Origin of the sequence: Acidaminobacter sp. JC074 (genome assembly GCF_022496765.1) — a bacterium.
In the GTDB taxonomy this organism is placed as follows: domain Bacteria; phylum Bacillota; class Clostridia; order Peptostreptococcales; family Acidaminobacteraceae; genus JABXKX01.
Genome location: NZ_VANV01000017.1, coordinates 100,503 through 122,561, shown reverse-complemented (window position 1 = coordinate 122,561; position 22,059 = coordinate 100,503). Strand labels below are relative to the sequence as shown.

Genomic DNA, 22,059 nt, shown 5'->3' with positions numbered 1-22,059 from the left:
AAATTATAAACAATACAAAAGAAAGATGAATTCTATTCTCTTTCTTTTGATGATCCCAGCTATTTTAATGCTGGGATCATTTCTCATATTATACCTTGGTAATTTGGTCTCTAGTGTACACTTAGGGACAATATATTTGTTACTTCTTATGGGCTATTTGATTTTGATATTTGCACTCACACCTAAGTTTCTTTATTATAAGATGCATGTCAACTATGCGAAATTGCTTATAAATGAGCCTAAGCTTGAAAAGTGTAACAAACACCTTTTCTCAACCGCTTGGATTGATCATTTAAAAAAGGATGGCTATGAACTTGTACAGGAAGATTTGAGACATCTTATTTTGTGTAAACATCATAATAAGTTACCCAAACTAAACAACTCAGAAGCTAGTCTAGTTTTTCTTGTAATAGCCAAACAAGATGACTTTGACTTTTATGGGGATGAAGTTGATCAGGGGATTCAAGCTTACTACATGAAGCACAAAGATTACGAAAAAGTCATTAAGCGAATCACTCTACAGTTTAAAAAGTATGATATGATAAATGAAAAGGCAAGAGAAGAAGTAGAAACAGCGATTTTGTATGAAGCCGGCAAGCACACTTTGATTAATTTAACATTTATTTATGATAATAAAGGTGGCTTACTTGGCCTAAACCCAGGTGACTGGTATCCAAGCAAATATGCTTATTTTGCTTTTAAGGAATGCAAAAGAATATGTGACATAAAGGACTAAAGCGATGAAAGATGATAAGTTTACCTTTGTCAATGACGTTGATTCAGATGTTATTGACCCTTCAGATATGATACAAAAGAATATTGATTTTGACATTGATTCTGATGAACCTAAGTTTGAGTTTGTGAGCGAGGAAGAACGTTCAGAAAGAATAAAGCTGGTAAGAACAATCATCATTATGATTATTGCTGCTGGCGGCATCTTTGCCTTCGCCTTGTTTTGGCAAGACAGCACATCACTTTTAGCTATTTGTAATGCTGTTTGGTTGGTATCAATTTTGTTCTTTTTCATGGGATGGATGATGCTAATGAGCAATATGAACATCTTATCACCCCTTGTATATGGTGCGAAATCCTTTGCTAAGATGATAATGGGCAAGGGCATGGCTACTGATTATTACACGTATGTTCAGTTAAAAGAAGAAAATCCAATACCAGGCTTTTACTACAAATCATGTTTTATTGGAGCTGTCATTAGTGGTATTCCAGCAATTATTTTATTGTTCATCGCTAGAGCTTAAAAAAAGAGGTTTTACATGGCTATATGCTTATGTAATGCCTTTTCTATTTTTTTTGATGATATAATAATTTAAAAGGAGACAATATGCCAACACAAACATTTAATAATTTAAGCTTTTAAAAGAAGCATGATATTTATCATAAGTCTAAAACATATCTGGTAAGCAAAGCCTTCGAAAATGCAAAGGTCACTGAAATATGTGAGATCACTGATATTAAGAGAAGAACATTTTATTCATATTTTTCGTCTTTAGAAGATCTGTACAATTATGTTTTTGCATTTTCCAATATGGACTGCAAAACCTTGTTTGAAGAAAACAACTTTCTAGAAGACCTAAGGACTAAGGGCTTTAGTGAAGAACTCTTTCATGTGTTTGAATCCTACTATTTAAGTGTCATCTGCTCAGACTATGGTTTAAGAAAACTCTTTGAGTTTATAAATACCAACAACTTAAATGAAAGAAAGATTTTAAATCTTCTTGTGGCCCTCTTAAAACAGTATGAGTTGGGTGTCTTAAATAAGGAAGCTCTGATAAAAGAAATTAACCTTTCAATATAATATGCACACATCTGATTTTCTGTACATTGATAGTAGACCTTGTGTTTCATACAATATGATTAAATAAACAAACACATGTATGAAAGGAAGAATATATGAAAACAGCTTTAATAACAGGAGCAACAGATGGTATAGGTAGATCGACTGCAATTAGTCTGGCAAAGAAAGGCTACCAGATCCATGTTCTAGGGCTTGGTAAGGAAAAAGGACAAGAGGTTATTGCTACTTTAAATAAGATAAATCCTAAAGGCAATCATGAACTTTTTATAGTGGACTTATCGACCTTAGAAGGCAACAGGAAATTTTTAGATACGTATAAAGAAAACTATAAGGGACTGGACCTCTTGATTTTAAATGCCAATGCTATGTTTAAGAAACCAAGACTATCGAAAGATGGTATGGATATGGGCTTTACAATTGGTTTCTTTTCAAGATACATGTTTTCTGTGATGTTGGATGACTTACTAAAGGAAAGAAGTGGCCGTGTCCTTCATATTGGAGGTGCAACGCTTATTAAACCAATTAAGTTTGACAAACTTAAGTCTCCTGATTATAAAGGCAGTGACACAACCTATATGGGTTTTATGGCCAATAATTTGATGGTTAATTATGTTAATCAAGATAAATTAACCGATATACCTTATGAGTATATGGAACCAGGTATTGTGAATACCAATACGGTAAAAAGCCAAAATGTCATGGTGAGATTGATTTCTAAGATGATGGGGATGATTGAACCAGAAGAATCAGGTGAACGCATTGCTTCCTATATAATAAACTCACAGGCAAGTCCTGGCTCTTTCTATATCTTAGGTAAGAAAAAAGAACCAAAAGATAAGGTTAAAAATGGCCGTACGGTCTACAAGAAACTCATGACCTATGCCTATGACTTTACTGGCTTGAAGTTTTAGGAGGTCAATATGAGTGAAATATACAGATTGATCATCTACAGAGCGAATGGCCCGCTTGAACTGTCGTCATACGAGAATACCATCTTTAGAAAGGTTTATCAGTCGAAAGCTTCTTATTCAAAAAAAGGTGCTCAAGATGTTTATATTGAGTTGACGGGATGGCCATCTTCTGGCCACATTAAAGCTGTCAATACAAGAGATAGAGAACTAGATATAATGGTAAACACTGTTATGACTTCAGAAAATGGCTGGGACAACACACTTAGTCAGACACTTAAAGACCATCAAACAATAGAATTTGGCGTTAGAAGTATTAAAATGAAGCATAAGGACCGATTTGTCAAAAGACGTAAGGCTTTTATGGCTATCATTCACGAAAACCAAGGTGCTGAGTTTGACCATGAGTTAAAGTCTTTAGATGGTGAGTATAATATCATGTTGTTTGCCTGGTCATCATTTGATCGTTTTAAGCAGGGAGCTAAAACATCCTTTTCCTCTTTAAAGGCAATGCTGGCTATGATAAGGTATTTTCCACTTATGAAGCAAAAGGCCTTTCAGGTTGGCATTCAGATAAATGAGGATTAATGACTTATTTAATATGAAAGCTTGCATTATCGTTGAAGCCTCATTCATCATGGCTCTTAACAAGTAAACAGGAAACTTCATTTAAAAGGCACAGTTAAAACTGTGTCTCTTTATATAAGAAGAAAGATGATAAAGCCTATAAATGACCTGAAGATGAAAATACTTATGATTGGTATTTTGACGATAAAAGCTCATTATTTGGAGATGCAAGAAATTGTAGAAAAAACGGAATTTTTAATACAATTGTGAATTCATTTTGCAAGAAATCTTGAATCTGATACTCAATTCAAAAAGTAAATATTAATTCTTTGTAATAATTCTATTTCCTAAATGAATATATTCTGTTCATAGAAAATTTCGGAGTCCGAAGTATTATTTTAAGCCAATATATATAAAATCTTAACTGAATATAAAGAAAGAATAAACTGAAAAGCGCTTGTATACTCATTTTGTCTAAAAAGCGCCAAGATAATATTTTACAGATTATGACATCAAAACCGTTAAATTCATGACTCATTTGAAGTAAAATATGACATTTTTTTAGAATTTTCAGACTATTGATGCAGCTTGAAAGCCTTGCAATGCGAGCTTCGCTAACTTGACAATACAGCTATAAAGGGGTAGAATTTCATTGTGATTAAAGTCAGCAAAGTTCTAAAGAAGTGTGAGCTTTTTTGAAGGAATTTGATACTTTATCACAAAACTGTTCTTTATAAGTTAATAGCGGTTGTTATCTTAGGCGTGAAAATGGAGAGACAATTGTTTTAGTCTGACAGGATGATTTGATGATAGAAATATCAAAAAAATAGAAATGTCTGAATATTACAAGAATCTTAAAAGGATCACAACTAAGTACAATATAAAGTATAGGTCATAAATCATAGGGAGGGTATTTATGAAAAAATTTATTACTTTACTGTTAGCAATGGTATTAGTGTTCTCGCTAGTAGCTTGTGGCGGAAGTAACGAACCTGCAAACAACAATGCTGGTACGGAAACTGCTACAGAGACTGAGACTGCTACTGAAACTGCTACAGAAACTGAAACAGAAACTGACGAAGTTAACATGAGACCATTCGTGGCTGCATCTGCTGACTTCAACGGTGACTTCTATGCTGGTTGGACAAATTCAACTTACGACAAAAACATCAGACAATTAGTTTGGGGTTACGGCCTTATGACTGATAACGCTGCTGGTGAAGTAATTGATTCTCCAATGGTAGAAGAAAAAACTGTATCAGAAGACTTAACTGAGTGGACTTTCAAAATCGTTGACGGTATGAAGTTCCACAATGGTGAAGAATTAACTGTAAGCGATATCAAATTCACTTACGAATTCTACATGGCTACTGAAGCTTTAGCTGCTACTGGTGGTTCATCTTCAATGGCTGACTATGTTGATACTATTACTATTGACGAAGCTGCAAACACAATTACTTTCAAGTTAAAGAAAGTTATCTTTACTACTGATGCTACAGTTTTCTATGAGACTTGGATCATGGCTGAAGATACTATCACTGAAGGTGCTGCTGCTGCAGGTCAAAACGTTCAAGAGTATGTTAAGTCTACAATTAGCAACCCAATTGGTTACGGTCCTTACATGATGACTGAATTCAAAGAGTCAGAGTACGTAAGATTAAAGCTTAACCCAGATTACGTTGGTAAAATGCCTGCGATTCAAGAAATTATCGTTAAGGTTACTCCATCTGAAACTGAGTTAGACCAATTATTACAAGGTGAAGTTGATATGTTAGGTAGAACAGTTGAAGCTGAAAAGATTGATGCTGCTAAGGAAGCTGATTTCTTAACTACTAACAACTACTTCAGACACGGTGGTGGTACTGTTGTACTTCACACTGACTACGAAGCATTTGCTTTAACAGAAGTTCGTCAAGCATTCGCATTTGTATTTAACAGACCAAAAGTTATCGAGTTATTCTTAGGTGAATACGGTATCGCATCTCAAGGTCCTTACTCTAAGAACCAATGGATGATGTACGATGATGACGAAATGTCAATGTTAGGTACTGCTGCTAACTCTAGATTCGAAGATTCATTAATCAACTACGATATCGTAGATGCTAATGGTAAATTCGACGAAGAAGCAAACATTGCAAAAGCTCACGAATTATTAGACGCTGCTGTTGCTAAGACAGAAGGCGAATACGCTAACTTAACTAAAGATGGCGACACTTATATGTGGAAAGGTGAACCTTTAGAAATTAAGATCACTTATACTTCATTCTGGTCAGATACTTATAACTTAGTATGGAATGATGATTATGTATCTAAATTAGGTTTCAACGTATCTTTACACGGTCTTGACTGGCCAGTAATGTACGGACACTGGACTGGTGACCAAACTGAAGAAAGACAATATCATGCTTTCGTTGGTGGTACTGGTTACACAATCAAGTCTAATCCAAAAGGCGACTATGCATCTGATAAGATCATGCCTTGGGGTCAACCTTCAAACAACGGTCCAAGATTCGCTGGTGGTAGCGCTTTAACTGTTGAAGAGTGGGATCAATTATTAGACGATATCGAAAATGCACATCCAATTACAGGTGCTGACGAGTATAGAGAAAACTGGAGAAGATGGATCACTGTTATGAACGCAGAAGTTCCTGTAATCCCTGTTTACTCAAACAATTACCACGATTTATATGTTTCTGATTTAGAGAACTTCAACACTAACGCATTATGGGCATGGCCAAGAGCTATTCTTGATGCTAACTGGAAGTAATCATTAGATTCAAGAACAATTTTTAGGGTTAAGACCACTATTTGTGAAAATAGATAGTGGTCTTATTTTCAAGATATGAGGTGAACGAATGGAAAACAAAGACATTAGAGGGTCTAAAACGTTTATTGAAGTTATGATGCCGTATGTAACTTACTTAGGAAAACGTTTACTTTCTTTAATCCCAGTCTTATTGATTATCGCAGTAGTAATATTCATTTTAATCAATTTAATGCCTGGTGATCCTGTTATGGCAATGCTAGATCCGGAAAAGACAGCAGCTATGACAATCGAAGAAAGAAATCAATACGTCGAAACCATGAGAGCTTTCTTAGGATATGATAGATCATATGTAGAGAGATTCTTTATCTGGTTGAAAGATACATTCTTTAAAGGCGAATTTGGATATTCAATTAGATTTAACAAGCCAGTTAACCAAATCATTGGTGCTTACATTGGTAGATCATTTAAAGTAAACATACTTGGATTTATATTTGCATTTTTAATATCCATTCCTATAGGTATTACGGCGGCAGTAAAGAAGAACAAATTTTTCGATAAGGCAGTAACAGTTTTAACGATTATTGGTATTTCCTTACCATCATTCTTCGTAGCATTATTATTGATCATGTTGTTTGTTATTCATTTGAAAATATTACCATTCTCAGGTATGTCAGATCCTAGAGGGGTAATTCCAGATTGGAAATACTTAGTATTACCAGTTACAGTTATCGTAATCACATCATTAGCATCATTAATCAGATACGTAAGAGCTGCAATGATCGATGTATTACAAGCAGATTATGTAAGAACTGCAAGAGCTAAAGGTTTAGCAGAAAAAGTTGTTATTTATAGACATGCATTCCAAAATGCATTAATCCCTGTTGTAACATTAATCGGTATGTGGATCCCTGGTTTATTCGGTGGTTCAATCGTAGTTGAACAGATATTCGCATTCCCAGGAATGGGTTACTTATTAAACCAAGCATACAACTATAAAGACAGAGCAGTATTACAAACAGCATTACTATTCTTTGGTTTATTAACACTTTTAGGTAACATCTTTATCGATGTTGGTTACATGGTAGTTGATCCAAGGATTAGAGAAGGGAAGGTGAAATAATGTCTGAAGCTACAAAAGACGCAAAAGGGTTTAGTAAAGAAGACGAAGTCATTCTTTCACCTACGCAACAGATTATCATTAAATTTAAGTCTAACAGACTTGCAATGTTCGGTTTCTGGTTATTTACAGCAATCGTATCAATCGTAGTTGTTACACACATTTATACAACAGTTACTAACTATGATTTTTCATTCACTGATGCTTCAATGAAAAATCTTCCACCATCTTGGCAACATCCTTTCGGTACAGATAAGTATGGTAGAAATACTATCGTTCGTGTATTCGAAGGTGGTTGGATTTCATTACAAGTTGGTTTCTTATCAACATTTATGGCTGTAACAATCGGTGTAACTATGGGTGCAATCGCTGGTTACTTCGGTGGTAAGGTAGATGCTGTTATCATGAGAATTGTTGAGGTTATTTACTCATTCCCATTCTTAGCATTAGCATTTATCATTTCTGCAGTATTTAGAGATCAACCTGCTGAGTTTAGATTATTCGTAATCATTTTCATACTTGGTTTCATTAGATGGACAGGTCTTGCAAGACTGGTTCGTGGACAAATTCTTTCTTTAAGAGAACAAGAATTTATCCTTGCAACAAAAGCATTAGGTATTAAGAAGCGTAACCAAATCATGCGTCACTTAATTCCAAACGTATTAGCAATGGTAGTTGTATCTGGTACATTAACATTTGCCGGTGCAATCCTTAGTGAGTCATTCTTATCATTCTTAGGTTTATCTGTAACAGAGCCAATTCCTACATGGGGTGCTTTATTAGCAAAAGCTGCTTCTAACTCGACTTCATTAAGAAAGTTCTGGTGGATTTGGGTATTCCCAGGAACAATGTTATTCTTATTCATCATGTCAATTAACTTAATTGGTGAAGGTTTAAGAGAAGCGATTGACCCTAAAGCTGATTACACAACAAAAGAGCAAAGAAAAGCACAGAAAGCAGCAAGAAAAGCAGAGAAACAAGCTGCGAAATTAGCAGCAAAGGGAGGTAGTGTAAATGGCTAAGAATTTACTTGAGGTTAAAGATTTACACACTTACTTTTTCACAAATAAAGGTACAGTGAAAGCTGTTCAAGGTGTTGATTTTACAATTGAAGCTGGTAAAACTCTAGGTATCGTTGGAGAGTCAGGTTCAGGTAAGTCAGTTTCATCTTTCAGTATTTTAAATTTAATAGAGCACCCTGGTAGAATTGTTAAGGGTGAAATCAACTTCAATGGTGTTAACTTAGTTGACTTATCTAAAGAAGAGATGAGAGGCATTCGTGGTAATGATATCTCAATGATCTTCCAGGAGCCAATGACATCATTAAACCCTGTTCACCGTATCGGTAGACAGTTAAGTGAACCAATCATTCTTCACCAAGGAAAATCTAAGGATGAAGCATGGCAGGCAGCAGTGGATCTTTTAAGAGAAGTAAAGATTCCTAACCCTGAATCTGTTGTTTACAACTACCCGTTCCAATTATCAGGTGGTATGAGACAGCGTGTTATGATTGCAATGGCACTTGCATGTGAGCCTAAGCTATTAATCGCGGATGAGCCTACAACTGCACTTGACGTTACAATTCAAGCACAGATCTTCAAATTAATGAATGATCTTAAGACTAAGCATAATACAGCTATCATGTTCATCACACATGACTTAGGTGCGATTGCAGAACTTGCAGACGACGTTGCAGTTATGTATACTGGTGAAATTGTTGAAAGAGCTTCTGTTGATACAATATTTGATAGAGCAGCTAAATATTCTCATCCATACAAGGAAGGTTTATTAAAGTCTATCCCAGTATTAGATGAAGAAGTTGAATACTTAGATCAAATTGAAGGTAGTGTTCCTCACCCATTAAAGTTACCAATTGGCTGTAGATTCTCAACGCGTTGTGAATTTGCAACTGACAAGTGTATTAATGAGAAACCAGAATTGGTAGAGGTAGAAAGTGGACATCTGGTAAGATGTTTTTATCCAGAAACGGGGGGTAGAAATGCCTAATGTTTTATTAGAATCTAAGGGATTAAAGCAGTATTTCCCTACAGGTAAAAGAAGAAACGAAAAGAAAAATCTAAAAAGATTAGCAGCTCAAGCTGTAAAATTATACAAAACAAACTATCCTGATGCTTCTGTTAACGGCAAAGACAAAGACTTCGTAGAAGATCTTGTTAAGCAAATGGAAAACGGTAAAGAGTTCGCAGCTGACTTAAAGCATGTTTTAGTTGAGTACGATGCTCTTTCAGAAGTACATGGCGAAAGACTTTACGTAAAGGCAAATGACGGTATCAACCTGACTATTTATGAAGGTGAAACAGTTGGTCTTGTTGGTGAGTCTGGTTGTGGTAAATCTACTTACGGTAGAACAGTATTGAAATTATATGAGCCAACTGCTGGTGAAATCTTCTTCAATGGTGTAAATATCACTGATTACTCAGAAACTGATATGATTCCGCTACGTCAAGAAATGCAAATCATCTTCCAGGATCCATATTCTTCACTAAACCCAAGACAAACAGTTGGTCAAATTATTGGTGAAGCACTTTTAGAGCATGGTATCTATAAGTCAAGAGATGATGAATTTGAAAACTATGTAAAAGAAATCATGAAGACTTGTGGTCTTGATGACTACATGATCTACAGATATCCACATGAGTTCTCTGGTGGTCAGCGTCAAAGAATCGGTATCGCAAGAGCATTAGCACTTAAGCCTAAGTTCATCGTATGTGATGAGGCCGTATCAGCACTTGACGTATCTATCCAGTCTCAGGTTATCAACTTATTAAACGACTTACAGAAGAAGTTCGGAATGGCTTACTTATTCATTTCGCATGACTTATCTGTAGTTAAGCATATCTCTGATAGAATCGGTGTTATGTACTTAGGTGATATGGTTGAGTTTACTGATAAGCACAGCTTATATGAAAACCCATTACATCCATACACAAAGGCATTATTATCAGCGATTCCAGAAACTGATTTAGAAAAATCAAGAAACAAGAGAAGAATTTTACTAGAAGGTGATATTCCTTCAAACGTTATTGTACCAACTGGTTGTAAGTTCCATACTAGATGTCCTGCTGCTAAGGATATCTGTACTAAGAAAGTACCAGCGTTCAATGAAGTTGAAAAAGGTCACTTTGTAGCTTGTCACTTCCCAGGAGTTGAAATATGAAGCTAAACGATGAATTAGATGATAGTCTAAAATCCAAAAGAAGAAAAGCTCAGGAAGAAACTGAGTTGTTAAATAAACTTAGAGATGAAACTGAGTTCGAAAAAAATGATCATATGGCATTAGTAATTGCTGCTTTGACAACAATTTTGCCTGTCGTAATCATTGTATTACTTGCTTATTATTTCATTTCCATGCTGTTCTTTGGATAAGATTTATTCTAGCAAGTCGTCAGTATTATTTATTCAAATTAATGCAGTCTAGGTGTAAACCTAGGCTGTTTTTATGTTTTTGATGTAGAAGCTTTCTAGATGTTGGCGGTTCTTATTTAGTTTGAGCTTAAGAAATGCTATAATGAGTAGAGATTAAACCTAAGATTCGAGGAAGAATAATGAAAAAAGAAATTATAGTAAAAATAAAACCTAAACATGTCAATCAATATAGAAGTGGCTATCCACTTTTAACCAAAGAAGCCATAGAAAACATTGGTGCTCTTAATAAAGAAGGGGACATCATCAAACTTGTAGACCCACAAGGACGTTTTATCGGTAAAGGTTATTATGGCAGACAAAACAAGGGTTATGGCTGGATACTTACCAAAGAAGAAAAACAAGTTATCGATATTTCATTTGTTGAAAAACGTCTAATTGAAGCCATTGATAGAAGAAAGTCGCTTTATAGATCCAAGGACACCAATGCCTTTCGAGTATTTAATGGTGAAGGAGATGGTTTTGGTGGTTTTACCATTGATTACTTTGATGGCTATTACTTGATTAACTGGTATAGTAAGGGCTGTTATAAGTTTAGAGACCATGTCATCAACTCATTAAAAAGAATTGTAGACTTCAAGGGTATCTATCAGAAGAAGCGTTTTGATACTCAAGGTAAGTACATAGAAGAGGATGGCTTTGTTATGGGGACAAGGGGAGAGTTTCCACTTGTTGTTAAAGAAAATGGTGTTCATTTTGCAATCTATTTAAACGAAGGTGCTATGGTTGGTGTTTTCTTAGATCAAAGAGATGTAAGAAATGCCATTAGAAAGAAGTACTCTAAAGATAAAAGTGTCTTAAATACTTTTTCATATACAGGTGCATTTTCTATCTATGCAGCACTGGGTGGTGCAAAAAAGACGACCAGTGTGGATTTAGCCAATAGGTCTTTACCGAGAACCAGAGAACATTTTTCTTTAAATGAACTGGACTATGAAGGACATGATATCTTAGTTGAGGATGTCTTTAATTACTTCAAATATGCTGTCAAAAAAGGGCTGAAGTTTGATACTGTTATTCTTGATCCGCCAAGTTTTGCAAAATCAAAGAAGTTTAAGTTTTCTGCTCAAAAGGATTATACAAACTTACTTAAAGAGGCCATCGCCATCACTGAGGATGAGGGGGTTATTGTTGCATCTACAAACTGCAGTCTTTTCAATATGAAGAAGTTTAAAACTTTTATAGAAGATGCTTTTAGCCAGATGAGATACCCATACAGTATATTAGAAGAATACACACTACCGAGTGACTTTAAAACAACCAAGACTTTTAAAGAAGGCAATTACCTGAAGGTTGTTTTTCTAAAAAAACATAAGAGGTAATCATGACAGTAATTTATTTCGTAAGACATGCAAAAGTAGATCATTCAGTAAAAGAAGAAGCCATAAGACCCTTAACTGAGGAAGGGCTAAAAGGTGCTTTAAAAGTAAAAGAAGTATTAAAAGACAAGTCGATTGATGTCATTTATTCAAGTCCCTATGATAGAACTCTTGATACAATTGGTCCTTTGGCTCAAGCATTAGACCAAGAAATCCATCCAATATCTGATTTAAGGGAACGTTGTATTGGACGTTGGGTAGAAGATTTTGATGGCTTTTGTAAAAACCAGTGGGACGACTTCGATTATAAACTTGAAAAAGGTGAGTCTCTTAATGAAGTTCAAACAAGAAATATAGCTGTGCTTAAGGAGTTATTAGATAGACATAAGGATCAGGTTCTAGTTGTGTCCACACATGGTACAGCCCTAGCTACAATTATCAATTATTACGATACATCATTTTTGTTAGAAGGTTTTGAATCCATCAGACACAAAATGCCTTTGATTATGAGATTTGATTTTGATGGGGACAAACTGCTTTCAAGAAAGGAAATTTCTTTGTAAAGGAGTCTAATATGATCATACGCCAAATGAAGAAAAAAGATATATCTCAGGTTGTTGATATGTATCATGCAGCCTTTTGGTCTAAGGCCAAACCCCTGCAAGCTTTAGAAGATAGTCAAGCAAAAAAACTGATACAGACTGTCTTTTTTAAGGTAAAAGAAAACATACAGTTTTATTATGTCGCAGAAGAAAATGAAAAGCTGCTTGGTGTTATAAAACTGATGAGAGCTTCTTCTAAAGAAAAACATAGCCTGCCTAGTCTTAAAGACTTCTTGACCATGGGGATTTTCAAGTTGATCAAAACAGGTTTTGTCTTATCTTTGATTGAAGAAAAAATCATGGAGGAAGATCTCTATATAGAAATACTAGCAGTGACACCTCATGCTCGGGGCAAGGGTGTCGGCACTAAGCTTTTAGATTTCGCCTATGATATGGCTTTAGAAAATCAGGCAATCAGGTATTTGAGCCTAGGTGTTTTAGCAGACAATCAAGGTGCCTTTAAGCTTTATAAGCGTTATGGCTTTGAAGTTACAGGTGAATATGAAAATGATATATTAGAAAAACATGCTGGTATTAAGATTATGCTTGCTATGAAAAAAGAGGCTATAAAATGATGAAGCAGTTTAGTGACATACCAGGTTATGATGCTTGGAGGTCTATTGAGTTTGTAGATAAAGGGTGGTCAGAAGATAAGAAATATCACGTTATCACTCATGAAGGAGACCATTTGCAATTAAGAATCTCTTCAAGAGAGACTTATGACTCGAAACTAAAGGAGTTTGAAGTCTTAAAAGAAATTTCTAAGTGCGGCTTTGACATGTCTATACCTTATGATATGGGTTTATGCAGTCAAGGGACTTATATGATTCTCAAGTGGATTCTTGGTCAGGATTTAGAGTCTGCACTTCCAAGTTTATCTCTTAAAAGACAGTATGAATTAGGCTATGAAGCAGGGGAAATTCTTAAATCCATACACGGCACAGACATAGCTTTTGAACCATTTTCATGGTCTCAAAAGTTCAACAATAAAATCGACAAGAAAATGCTTATGTATGAAGCGTGTGACCTTAAATATCCCTCTGATCATTACTTCCTAGATTATATAAAAAGGTCTAGACATCTTTTGGATGATAGGCCCATCACATTTCATCATGGTGACTTTCATGTGGGCAATCTTATCTTAAATGAAGAAGGCCATATAGGTGTGATAGATTTTAACAGGCATGATTTTGGTGATCCATGGGAAGAATTTAACAGGATTGTGTGGGACAAGGACATAAGCCCTTATTTTGCGGCAGGACGCCTTGATGGTTATTTTAAAGGAAATGTGCCAGAAGTGTTTTTTAGGCTCTTAGCCCTTTATATTTCATCTAATACGCTGTCATCTTTGCCATGGGCTATTCCATTTGGTCAAAAGGAAGTAAGTGTTATGAAAAAACAGGCCCAGGCAGTACTGGATGATTTTGATAATTTTAATGAAGTGATACCCAAGTGGTACATCATAGGAAGAGGAAACCGATAGGTTTCCTCTTAAAGTTTAACTTCATGAATAGCACCTGCCTGACCATTTTCTTTTAGGAAAACGCCAGACCTTGCAATTCGTCCTTTTTTCTGACCATCTTTCAGATCAAAGTGGCTGTTTACAGAATCCAGATAAATAGCACCGATATCTGCTTCTTTAAGTGGAATCAGTGTTTCTTTACCGTCTTCATCAATCATCCATATCTTTAGTTCTTTATAGATGTCATCGTTTTCATCGATCCATAAATTATTATCTTCATCATAAACCTTTAGTTCAGCAAAACCATTGTCAGTTCTTGGACCAAAGAGTTCTGAGCCATCATCTACTTTGCCGTTTTTATTACGGTCTAATACCAAGAAACCACTGCCTTTTTGAAGCATATTAAAGGTGTCGATATGACCATCTAAATCTAGATCCATCTGAATGGTTTTACCAGATAGGTTCATCCCTTTGCAATCGATGTTAAAGACCAAAGGATCTATAAAATTATTTGACCTAACAGTAGATTTTACAGACTCAAAGTAAGACTTGCTAAAAGATACATTGCAAGTATAATTAATGATCTCACCTGATTCCGTTTGGACGACTCCAGTAGATGTAAATGTCATAGCTGTGTGTACAGATGTAGTTTCTAGTACAGTCATTTCTACATTTGTATTTGCCTGATAGAATCTATTGGATTGATTCCATGACTGCTGATTCAGCTTTTGACCTGAAAGAATTGCGATCAGTGTTCCTACAAGATCTAGATTGATCAAGTCTTCCTGAACATTCTTTTGACGCTCCTCGTCGAGAATGTTCTTGAATACTAGGGCTTTCTTTGTATCCTCAGAGACTTTGGTTTGACTTGATACTTGTCTTTGCCTGTACGAACGGTTCCATGCGTCTTGAACGATGCCGTACTGAGCAATTCTCATGAATTCACCTCCTTTACTGGAAATTGACGTCCATTTCTATAAGAGTTATCGACAGAAAATGTCCATCCTCTTAGTGAATATTTTTGTGATATAATTGAAGTCAAAGGAGTTTATGATGACTGAGATAATTGATGCTATAGAAAAAGACCCATATGATATAGAACTTGACCAAGCTGGCTACTTTGTTATAAAGGTTGACCACAGTGATAAGTGTATTTATGTTGACCACTATAATTACGACAAGAAAATCATCCGCACCATTAGAGGGCATGATGCAAGAAATCTCTACTGGACTATACTTGAAAATAAGTGGATAAGTTCACTTAGCCATGCAGCTTATATAGGCAAGGAACTTATGCGGGCTGAATATGCGCTTAAAAATAATGAAAATTATTCACAAAATTAAGGAGTACTTATGTTATTTAGACTTATAGATATAATCCCTTTCATAGTCAATCATTTTGTGTTGGCTTTGACAAATAAGAAGGAAAAAAGAAAGCTGATTTCAGACCAGTTCTTTTATGGGGCGATTTTAGGACTACTAGGTGCTAGACTAGTCTATGTCGCCTTACATTTGTCTAGTTTTTCCGGTAATGTATTTTCTATTATCAATCCAGCCCCTTATAACTTTAACTTGATAGGAGGCATTGTCGTCAGCATATTTGTGATTCTATTTATATCTAGAAAAAAGGATGTATCACTAGAAGAAAACTTATCCAACTACGCCTTTGGTTTTTATAGTCTCTTTTCTATGATTGCTCTTAGTGCTTATTTAAAGGGTATTTTCTATCCGCTCAGTCTAATGAGCGGATCTGATATGAAACTTTTAATTGCTTGTATAGTTTATGTGATAGCGGCCTTTGTAGAAAAGTTGATAATCAAAGACAAGAAGGGAACGATTGCTTTATTTATTGTTTTACTTGTCTTAAGAATGCTTGTGTTATAGGAGAGAATATGGCTTATATAGATGAAATTGCTTACAATTTAGGACGAAGAGATGAAGTACCCAATCAAGAACTTGCCAGAAGGCTTGCGAGTGAAGAAAATGTAACTGGCTTAGATGAAATGGCAAGCTACTTATACGATAAGAACAAGTCTGTTGCCAGTGACTGTCTAAAGGTCCTCTATGAAGCAGGCTATATAAGGCCAGACTTGATCTCTAAGTATGTGGATACCTACTTGGACTTGTTGTCGAGTAAAAACAATCGTATGGTTTGGGGGGCTATGATTGCCATTTGGAACATAGCCGCGATAGAACACGAAAAGATTTATGCACGCATTGATCTGATTTTAAACAAGATAAAAACAGGTAGTTTGATAACCCATGTGACAGGCATTAAAGTACTTTTGGTCTTGGCTTCAGTTGAAAAAGATTATTATGACAATCTGTATCCAATTTTGCTGGATTATTTAAAGGCTTGTAGACCTATAGATTTTGGTAAACGGGTTGAAGATTATATGGTTATTTTAAATGATGACAATAAAGATGACTTGTTAGACATTGTAAGAGGACGATTTGATGGGCTTAATAAAAACCAAACCAAGAGAGTAACCAAGGCATTTAAGTCAAAAAATATAGTACTCTAGAAGCTAGAGTACATTTTGAACAAATACATTTTGCATAAAGAATAGAGAGACATATGAAAGTATAAGTGATATCGTTGGGGTTAATAACCACCCAAATGATATCATTTTTAATTTTGAATAGTTGATGTTTCTGTCACCTTTGGCAACACCAATACCGATTATAGAGCCTACAACAGCCTGTGAACTGGATACCGGTACTAGCGGGATAGGCGGTAGGTTGAGAGATATCAAGAACTCTTGCAGTGATACGGATGCAAATATAAAGAGTACAAATGAAGAGGACAATACAACAATAAGTGCAGTAGATGGCGACAACCTATAAAGACTATTACCAACCGTAGACATGACATTTTTGGAGTAGGTAAAGATGCCTACAGCAATGGCCAAGGCCCCGATCAGAAAGAGAATCTGTATCTTGTTGATTGTAAATAGACCTAAGTCTACTGAATTAATATCAACAGCATTTGTAAAGACCCCCATAACATTTGCAATGTTATTAGCACCCAGTGAATAAGCACCAAAAGCACCAACGATAATAAGACCTACTCTAATAAAATAATGTCTTAAAAATAAGTTGAGTTTGAGTGTTTTGGTTCTGTTTTTAAAGAGCTTATAAAAAATGATTGAAAACAGAGCCGCAAGTATTGGACACAAGAACCATGTCATAACAATCTTTGATAAAGTTGACAGACTTGTCGGATTTGAAGTAAACAGATTCCAGCCAATAATTGCTCCAACTATAGATTGTGATGTAGAAACAGGTAGGCCGTAACGCGTCATGATAAATACAGTAAGTCCAGCAGAAAGTGCTACAATAAAAGCACCTGGCAGTGTACTGACTGCACCTAGCTTGCCAAGTGTATGGCTGGCACCAGAGCCACTTGCCACTGCACCTATTATTACAAATATACTCATAATGATGGCAGCTGACCTAAACTTGATGACCTTAGCACCTACTGCTGTACCAAATATATTGGCAGCATCATTGGCGCCTAAAGACCAACCCAGAAAAAGGCCGGAACTTATAAAAAGAATAGTTAAGTCCATAAAATCACCTATATTTCTCTCTTAATGGTGAATATCGTTAGTTTTTCACTGATGACTTCAGCTTCGTCTGAGACATCCGCTATCATATTGATAAAAGATTTTAACTGTAGTTTTTCAGCTAAATCATCTACAATGCCTTCGTTAAATATTGAATAGAGTATCTTGTCTTCTAAAATATCTGCTTCATGTTCATAAAATCTTACCTTGTTGATATGGGTATTAACAAGATGAACTTCATTGAAGAATGAATGAATGGCAGAAATGAGGGCGTCCGCAGACTGAATACTCATTTTTGTCAACTTCATAATCTCTTGGTGAATGGCCTGAGGAAAGACAGGCTTCTGAATATGAAAGTCTTTTGTAAACTCTTCAATGTCATCAATGATATTGTCAAGACTCTTGATAATGGATAAAACATCTGCTCTTGTATCTGGCAGTAACATAAACTTATAAAGCGTGACTTTAATTTCTGTTTCTAGTTCATCTGCTTCACTTTCTAAAGCGCAGATTCTATCGTGAGTTTCTATAAATGTTGCCATGTCATTTTCTAAATAAGATTCCATTTCTTTTTCAAATAACAAAAGGCTATTTGAAATAATGTCTAGAAATTTCTCGATTTTCATGTTAAGTTCTATGGATTTTTTAAATATTGAGTTCATAATCTTATCCCCCTTATTTATATATACCTTTTAAATGGCCAATTATGCATTTTGTATTGCAATTAGCTTAGGTACTTTATTAACCATGCCAATATGTAGTATAATGACTAAAAAAGAGAGGTGTATGATGAATTTTATAGTTAATGGATATGATTTTACAGATGAAAAAGCCCTTGAAAGAAGAATGGCAGCAAGAGATGCCCATATGGCCAATATTCAAATTATGAAGGAAAAAGGACAGATTTTGTTTGCAGCAGCAAAGTTAAATGAAGCAGGTAATATGTGTGGTTCTACCATGATTCTTGAAATGGCGTCAAAAGAAGAGGTAGACAGTTACTTATCGATGGAGCCTTATATTCAAAAAAAAGTATGGGATAGGGTAGAAGTGATTCCTTGTGCTGTGCCACCTTTATTTAAGTAGGTCCTGATGAGACTTGATAGTGGTAGACAGGTACCTGACTTTAACTTAAAGTCAATTGGTCATCAAGTATTTACTGATAAGTCTATGCTGGGCAAGAGGTACATGTTGTCCTTTTACAGGTATGCATCTTGTCCGTTTTGTAATTTAAGAATTAGCTTCTTAATGGGACTTCATGAAGAACTTGGTCTTAACAATCAAATGCTGGCAGTTTTTCAGTCAGATGAAAAAGATATGAATCAGCATGTTGTCAATCAATCACCAGTCTTTCCGCTATTTTCTGATCCTGAGCAAATTTATTATAAGAAATTTGGCGTTGAGAGTTCTTGGTTTGCTTATATAAGAGGGGCTATTCGATTAAAGACCTTGTTTGATGCCTTTAAGAAGGGTTTCTTTATCAGCAATGCTTTTGGTGATAAGGCAACTGTTCCAGCGGACTTTTTAATAGATGAAGAAGGTAAGATTGTTCATGCTTATTATGGTAAGGACATTTCAGATCATCTAGATTTAGAACTTGTGGAAGCTTTTTTTACAAATGAATCATATAAAGAAAGGGAGTAGATTTGATCTACTCCTTTTATGCTTCTATGGCATTTACAATCCATTCTTTTCTAAGTTCCCATACAGTCACTCTTTTGTTATCAGACAAAGTTACTGATTCATCAAACAACCTATCCCAACTGTCTATGATTTTTCTTTTGTAGTCTGGATAAAAATCTGTTTGAAAAATTTGGTTTTGCTTGATACCTCGATCATCAAGTTCTTTTTTGAATTTTCTTTGATCAGAATCGTCTTTTGGTAAATACCAGTGATTTAAGATATAGTCCCATTTCTTAGCATCTGTCATGGTTAAGTGATTTTCTTCAATTGCCATCTCTAAGAGAACCTTATTGGGTGATGGACTAGATTTGTCATCTGTTGAAACAATAAGAGAGTACTTACAATCTTCAGGAACCCTGCCAAGTTCAAGGCTCTTCTCATAGTACCAATTGTATATCTTCATATAAATATCAAGACAATCATCATACTTCTTTTTTAAATGTTCTTTATCAATTCGGTAGAAGCCTTGCTTTTGAATTGCCTCATAAACTTCTTTTTCTACCAGTATCCATGTTTTTATTTTCGTCATATTGCACCTCATATTTTATAGTCGCCTAATTGATTTATAACATGATATTTGATAAAATGCAAGTAGCACTTGCATAGGAGGAATAATGAAATTATCCAGTAAAGATAAAATATTAATGACAAGTATGAAATTATTCATGGAAAAAGGTTATAAAAAGACAACAACCAAGTTAATTGCCAGTGAAGCAGGCGTCAATGAAGTAACTGTATTTAGATTGTTTGGCAAGAAAAGAAAGATCATAGAGGACATTATGGTCTTAAAGCTGATGGATATCCAGCCGCTTTCAGATTATTTTAGTCAGCAAGTGACTTTTGATATTCAAGAAGACTTGTATGAATCCAGTATGGTCTACTACAGGTCTATGATTAAGAATCTCCCGTTGATGATGTCTCTTTTGGATGAACTGGGAGATGATTTTGGTCACTTGTTTTCAAAATTGCCTAAAAAGGTAATAAGCATCTACAGTCAGTATTTTGAGCTACTAAAAGAAAAAAAATTAATAGGTGACTATGACAGCAAGACTTTGGGTAAGTCATTTAACACATTGATTTCAGGGATTGCTATGACCAAAGCTTTAACGAAAGACTCTATCATCGATGAGACAGATGAATTATTTATCAAGACCAATGTAGAGATTTTTTCTAGAGGTATTTTAAGAAAAGTGGGATAGAGAAAATACATTGCATATGAGGATTTTTCTTGACCTTATAGTGGCTCTAAGGTGTAAACTGGTGGTAGTAAAAGTAGAAATGAGGATATATGAAGAAGTATATTAGAAAATCAACTACAGAAAAAGTCAAAGTTTGTGTCATAAAAGCCAGTGCCAAGTCTGAGTTTAAAGATTATAAAAAGTCAATGTTGGGACTGCCGCAAAATATTTTTTCCCTAGCTGCATGTACGCCAGATTATGTTACCTTGCAAATGGTTGATGAAACTGTTGGTGTCAAAGTGGACTTTCAAACTCAAGCAGATATTGTTATGATCATGTTTCATACACCAGATGCTATTAGGGCTTATGAACTAGCAGATAAATTTAAGGCTAAAGGTAAAACGGTTGTGCTTGGAGGACTCCATACATCTTTTATGAGTCAAGAAGCACTTTCTCATGCACATGCAATTTTGGTAGGGGAATGTGAGGGCATATGGGAAGAACTCCTCGAAGATTATCTAAATGGTCAATTAAAAAGTAAATACGAAAGAGATTTTGTTTTTGATCTTAAAGATTTAAAACCATATCCTACAGATATATTGCCAACGGAGCTTTATGATTACTCTTGGACTGTAACAGTGTCTAGAGGTTGTCCCAATAAGTGTTCTTATTGTACAGTGCATAAGTTTTTTCCAAGCTACAGAAAGAGGCCGATTGCAGATATTGTAGAGGAAATTAAGAATGCGCCTACTGATTTTATAGAGTTAAAAGCAGATAATTTGACCATAGATAGGAACTATTGCTTGGAGCTGTTTAAAGCTTTAGAGCCCTTGGACATTATTTGGATGACTGCACTTGAGCCTGAGTTTGCAGAGGACAAAGAACTGGTTGATGCTGCAGCTAAAAGTGGTATGAGGGTTGTCCTATTAGGTATAGAAACACCTTCAAGAGAGGCCTTAAAGGACAACAATAAGGGGCATTTAGCACTTGAAAAGGTTAAAGAGCAAATTGCCTATTTGCATGACTTGGATGTAGAGGTCGATTCAGCCATGTTATTTGGTTTTGACGAACATGATAAGACTATATTTGCAGAAACACTTGAGTATGCTTTAGACATTGATTTAGATATCACACACGGAGTTGTGCCGATTCCATTTCCTGGTACTGAACTCTATAAAAGTCTTTCTGAGGCTGGACGCATTGAAACGAGAGATTGGTCAAAATATGATGGTACCAGGTTGGTTTTTAAACATCCTAATTTCACTGACAAAGAACTCTACGAAAAAACATATTGGTATGAAAAGGAGTTTATCAAAAGACATAAGAAGAGAGATTTTAAATGGAAACATAGATGGGACAACAAGCCTGTCAAGACAAAATCAACTCAACCGATCAAATGGAAAACCATCTCAGCCATACTTTTAGTGATTGGTGCTATCTTGTTTGAAATGCCTATGCTCTTTGGTTTACTCTACATATTTTGGGCTATATTAGACATAAAAACAGGACATGCCTATATCATAGAGGACATATCCCGTCATGATAATCCAATACTCTTTTGGATCATTGTTATCTTATGGATGTCTAGTGGTTTCTACATTCTTGTTGAGAACTTGCTATTTTAACTGTATCG

The 22,059-nt window shown here is 35.3% G+C and carries 26 protein-coding genes; 22 read left to right on the top strand and 4 right to left on the bottom strand.

Annotated elements, in window-relative coordinates; genetic code table 11:
• Positions 1–136 precede the first annotated feature (136 nt).
• The 15 genes from EZV73_RS19240 to EZV73_RS19170 all read left to right on the top strand — a co-directional run bounded on the left by EZV73_RS19240 (position 137) and on the right by EZV73_RS19170 (position 14,020).
• On the top strand, positions 137–736 hold the full coding sequence (locus EZV73_RS19240; RefSeq protein ID WP_240842037.1) for a hypothetical protein: 600 nt from the start codon (positions 137–139) through the stop codon (positions 734–736).
• Positions 737–740: 4 nt separating this feature from the next.
• Positions 741–1,256 (top strand): hypothetical protein, encoded by a 516-nt coding sequence (locus EZV73_RS19235; RefSeq protein WP_240842036.1) that lies wholly within the window; start codon positions 741–743, stop codon positions 1,254–1,256.
• Positions 1,257–1,558: 302 nt separating this feature from the next.
• Entirely contained in the window at positions 1,559–1,813 is a 255-nt protein-coding gene (locus EZV73_RS19230) for a hypothetical protein (protein ID WP_240842035.1), read from the top strand.
• Positions 1,814–1,908: 95 nt separating this feature from the next.
• The gene (locus EZV73_RS19225) at positions 1,909–2,724 is read left to right on the top strand and encodes an SDR family NAD(P)-dependent oxidoreductase (protein WP_240842034.1); all 816 of its coding nucleotides are present in this window, start codon (positions 1,909–1,911) and stop codon (positions 2,722–2,724) included.
• 9 nt (positions 2,725–2,733) lie between these two features.
• Positions 2,734–3,309, top strand: a complete 576-nt coding sequence (locus EZV73_RS19220) for a hypothetical protein (RefSeq protein WP_240842033.1) — start codon at positions 2,734–2,736, stop codon at positions 3,307–3,309.
• Positions 3,310–4,204: 895 nt separating this feature from the next.
• Positions 4,205–6,055, top strand: coding sequence for an ABC transporter substrate-binding protein (locus EZV73_RS19215; RefSeq protein ID WP_240842032.1), 1,851 nt, complete (start codon positions 4,205–4,207; stop codon positions 6,053–6,055).
• Between the two features lie 88 nt (positions 6,056–6,143).
• Complete coding sequence (locus EZV73_RS19210) at positions 6,144–7,175, top strand: ABC transporter permease (protein WP_240842031.1); 1,032 nt, start codon at positions 6,144–6,146, stop codon at positions 7,173–7,175.
• Positions 7,175–8,194, top strand: coding sequence for an ABC transporter permease (locus tag EZV73_RS19205; RefSeq protein ID WP_240842030.1), 1,020 nt, complete (start codon positions 7,175–7,177; stop codon positions 8,192–8,194). Before EZV73_RS19210 ends, EZV73_RS19205 begins: the two co-directional genes overlap by 1 nt.
• A complete protein-coding gene (locus tag EZV73_RS19200) occupies positions 8,187–9,179 on the top strand; it encodes an ABC transporter ATP-binding protein (RefSeq protein WP_240842029.1) in 993 nt (330 codons plus the stop codon). The genes EZV73_RS19205 and EZV73_RS19200 overlap by 8 nt, the downstream gene beginning before the upstream one ends.
• Entirely contained in the window at positions 9,172–10,350 is a 1,179-nt protein-coding gene (locus EZV73_RS19195) for an oligopeptide/dipeptide ABC transporter ATP-binding protein (protein ID WP_330637173.1), read from the top strand. Before EZV73_RS19200 ends, EZV73_RS19195 begins: the two co-directional genes overlap by 8 nt.
• Positions 10,347–10,559: a hypothetical protein gene (locus tag EZV73_RS19190; protein WP_240842028.1), complete on the top strand. Its 213-nt coding sequence runs from the start codon at positions 10,347–10,349 to the stop codon at positions 10,557–10,559. The genes EZV73_RS19195 and EZV73_RS19190 overlap by 4 nt, the downstream gene beginning before the upstream one ends.
• 179 nt (positions 10,560–10,738) lie before the next feature.
• Positions 10,739–11,938 carry a class I SAM-dependent rRNA methyltransferase gene (locus EZV73_RS19185; RefSeq protein ID WP_240842027.1) on the top strand — a complete coding sequence of 400 codons (1,200 nt, stop codon included), beginning with the start codon at positions 10,739–10,741 and terminating at the stop codon, positions 11,936–11,938.
• A 2-nt stretch (positions 11,939–11,940) separates the two neighbouring features.
• Positions 11,941–12,498: a histidine phosphatase family protein gene (locus EZV73_RS19180; protein ID WP_240842026.1), complete on the top strand. Its 558-nt coding sequence runs from the start codon at positions 11,941–11,943 to the stop codon at positions 12,496–12,498.
• A gap of 11 nt (positions 12,499–12,509) precedes the next feature.
• Positions 12,510–13,112, top strand: coding sequence for a GNAT family N-acetyltransferase (locus tag EZV73_RS19175; RefSeq protein ID WP_240842025.1), 603 nt, complete (start codon positions 12,510–12,512; stop codon positions 13,110–13,112).
• Complete coding sequence (locus tag EZV73_RS19170) at positions 13,109–14,020, top strand: aminoglycoside phosphotransferase family protein (protein ID WP_240842024.1); 912 nt, start codon at positions 13,109–13,111, stop codon at positions 14,018–14,020. Before EZV73_RS19175 ends, EZV73_RS19170 begins: the two co-directional genes overlap by 4 nt.
• Before the next feature lie 8 nt (positions 14,021–14,028).
• Here EZV73_RS19170 and EZV73_RS19165 read toward each other — a convergent pair whose 3' ends face one another.
• Positions 14,029–14,937: a hypothetical protein gene (locus tag EZV73_RS19165; RefSeq protein ID WP_240842023.1), complete on the bottom strand. Its 909-nt coding sequence runs from the start codon at positions 14,935–14,937 to the stop codon at positions 14,029–14,031.
• A gap of 115 nt (positions 14,938–15,052) precedes the next feature.
• On the opposite strand from EZV73_RS19165, the gene EZV73_RS19160 reads away from it, so the two are divergent.
• From EZV73_RS19160 to EZV73_RS19150, 3 genes are read left to right on the top strand one after another with little or no spacing between them, the layout of a single operon-like run.
• The gene (locus tag EZV73_RS19160) at positions 15,053–15,343 is read left to right on the top strand and encodes a DUF4346 domain-containing protein (RefSeq protein ID WP_240842022.1); all 291 of its coding nucleotides are present in this window, start codon (positions 15,053–15,055) and stop codon (positions 15,341–15,343) included.
• A 9-nt stretch (positions 15,344–15,352) separates the two neighbouring features.
• Entirely contained in the window at positions 15,353–15,883 is a 531-nt protein-coding gene (locus EZV73_RS19155; protein WP_240842021.1) for a prolipoprotein diacylglyceryl transferase family protein, read from the top strand.
• A gap of 8 nt (positions 15,884–15,891) precedes the next feature.
• Entirely contained in the window at positions 15,892–16,524 is a 633-nt protein-coding gene (locus tag EZV73_RS19150) for a hypothetical protein (protein ID WP_240842020.1), read from the top strand.
• Positions 16,525–16,527: 3 nt separating this feature from the next.
• Here EZV73_RS19150 and EZV73_RS19145 read toward each other — a convergent pair whose 3' ends face one another.
• On the bottom strand, positions 16,528–17,571 hold the full coding sequence (locus tag EZV73_RS19145) for an inorganic phosphate transporter (protein ID WP_240842019.1): 1,044 nt from the start codon (positions 17,569–17,571) through the stop codon (positions 16,528–16,530).
• A gap of 8 nt (positions 17,572–17,579) precedes the next feature.
• Complete coding sequence (locus EZV73_RS19140) at positions 17,580–18,230, bottom strand: DUF47 domain-containing protein (RefSeq protein ID WP_240842018.1); 651 nt, start codon at positions 18,228–18,230, stop codon at positions 17,580–17,582.
• Positions 18,231–18,354: 124 nt separating this feature from the next.
• Between EZV73_RS19140 and EZV73_RS19135 the strand changes: the two genes are divergently transcribed.
• Positions 18,355–18,651, top strand: a complete 297-nt coding sequence (locus EZV73_RS19135) for a YciI family protein (protein ID WP_240842017.1) — start codon at positions 18,355–18,357, stop codon at positions 18,649–18,651.
• Positions 18,652–18,657: 6 nt separating this feature from the next.
• A complete protein-coding gene (locus EZV73_RS19130; RefSeq protein WP_240842016.1) occupies positions 18,658–19,209 on the top strand; it encodes a redoxin domain-containing protein in 552 nt (183 codons plus the stop codon).
• Between the two features lie 16 nt (positions 19,210–19,225).
• Here the strand turns inward: EZV73_RS19130 and EZV73_RS19125 are convergent, their stop codons facing one another.
• Entirely contained in the window at positions 19,226–19,777 is a 552-nt protein-coding gene (locus tag EZV73_RS19125) for a DUF3841 domain-containing protein (RefSeq protein ID WP_240842015.1), read from the bottom strand.
• Between the two features lie 85 nt (positions 19,778–19,862).
• Here EZV73_RS19125 and EZV73_RS19120 point away from each other — a divergent pair, with 85 nt between their 5' ends.
• On the top strand, positions 19,863–20,447 hold the full coding sequence (locus EZV73_RS19120; RefSeq protein WP_240842014.1) for a TetR/AcrR family transcriptional regulator: 585 nt from the start codon (positions 19,863–19,865) through the stop codon (positions 20,445–20,447).
• An 89-nt stretch (positions 20,448–20,536) separates the two neighbouring features.
• Entirely contained in the window at positions 20,537–22,051 is a 1,515-nt protein-coding gene (locus EZV73_RS19115) for a radical SAM protein (protein WP_240842013.1), read from the top strand.
• Positions 22,052–22,059: the final 8 nt, after the last annotated feature.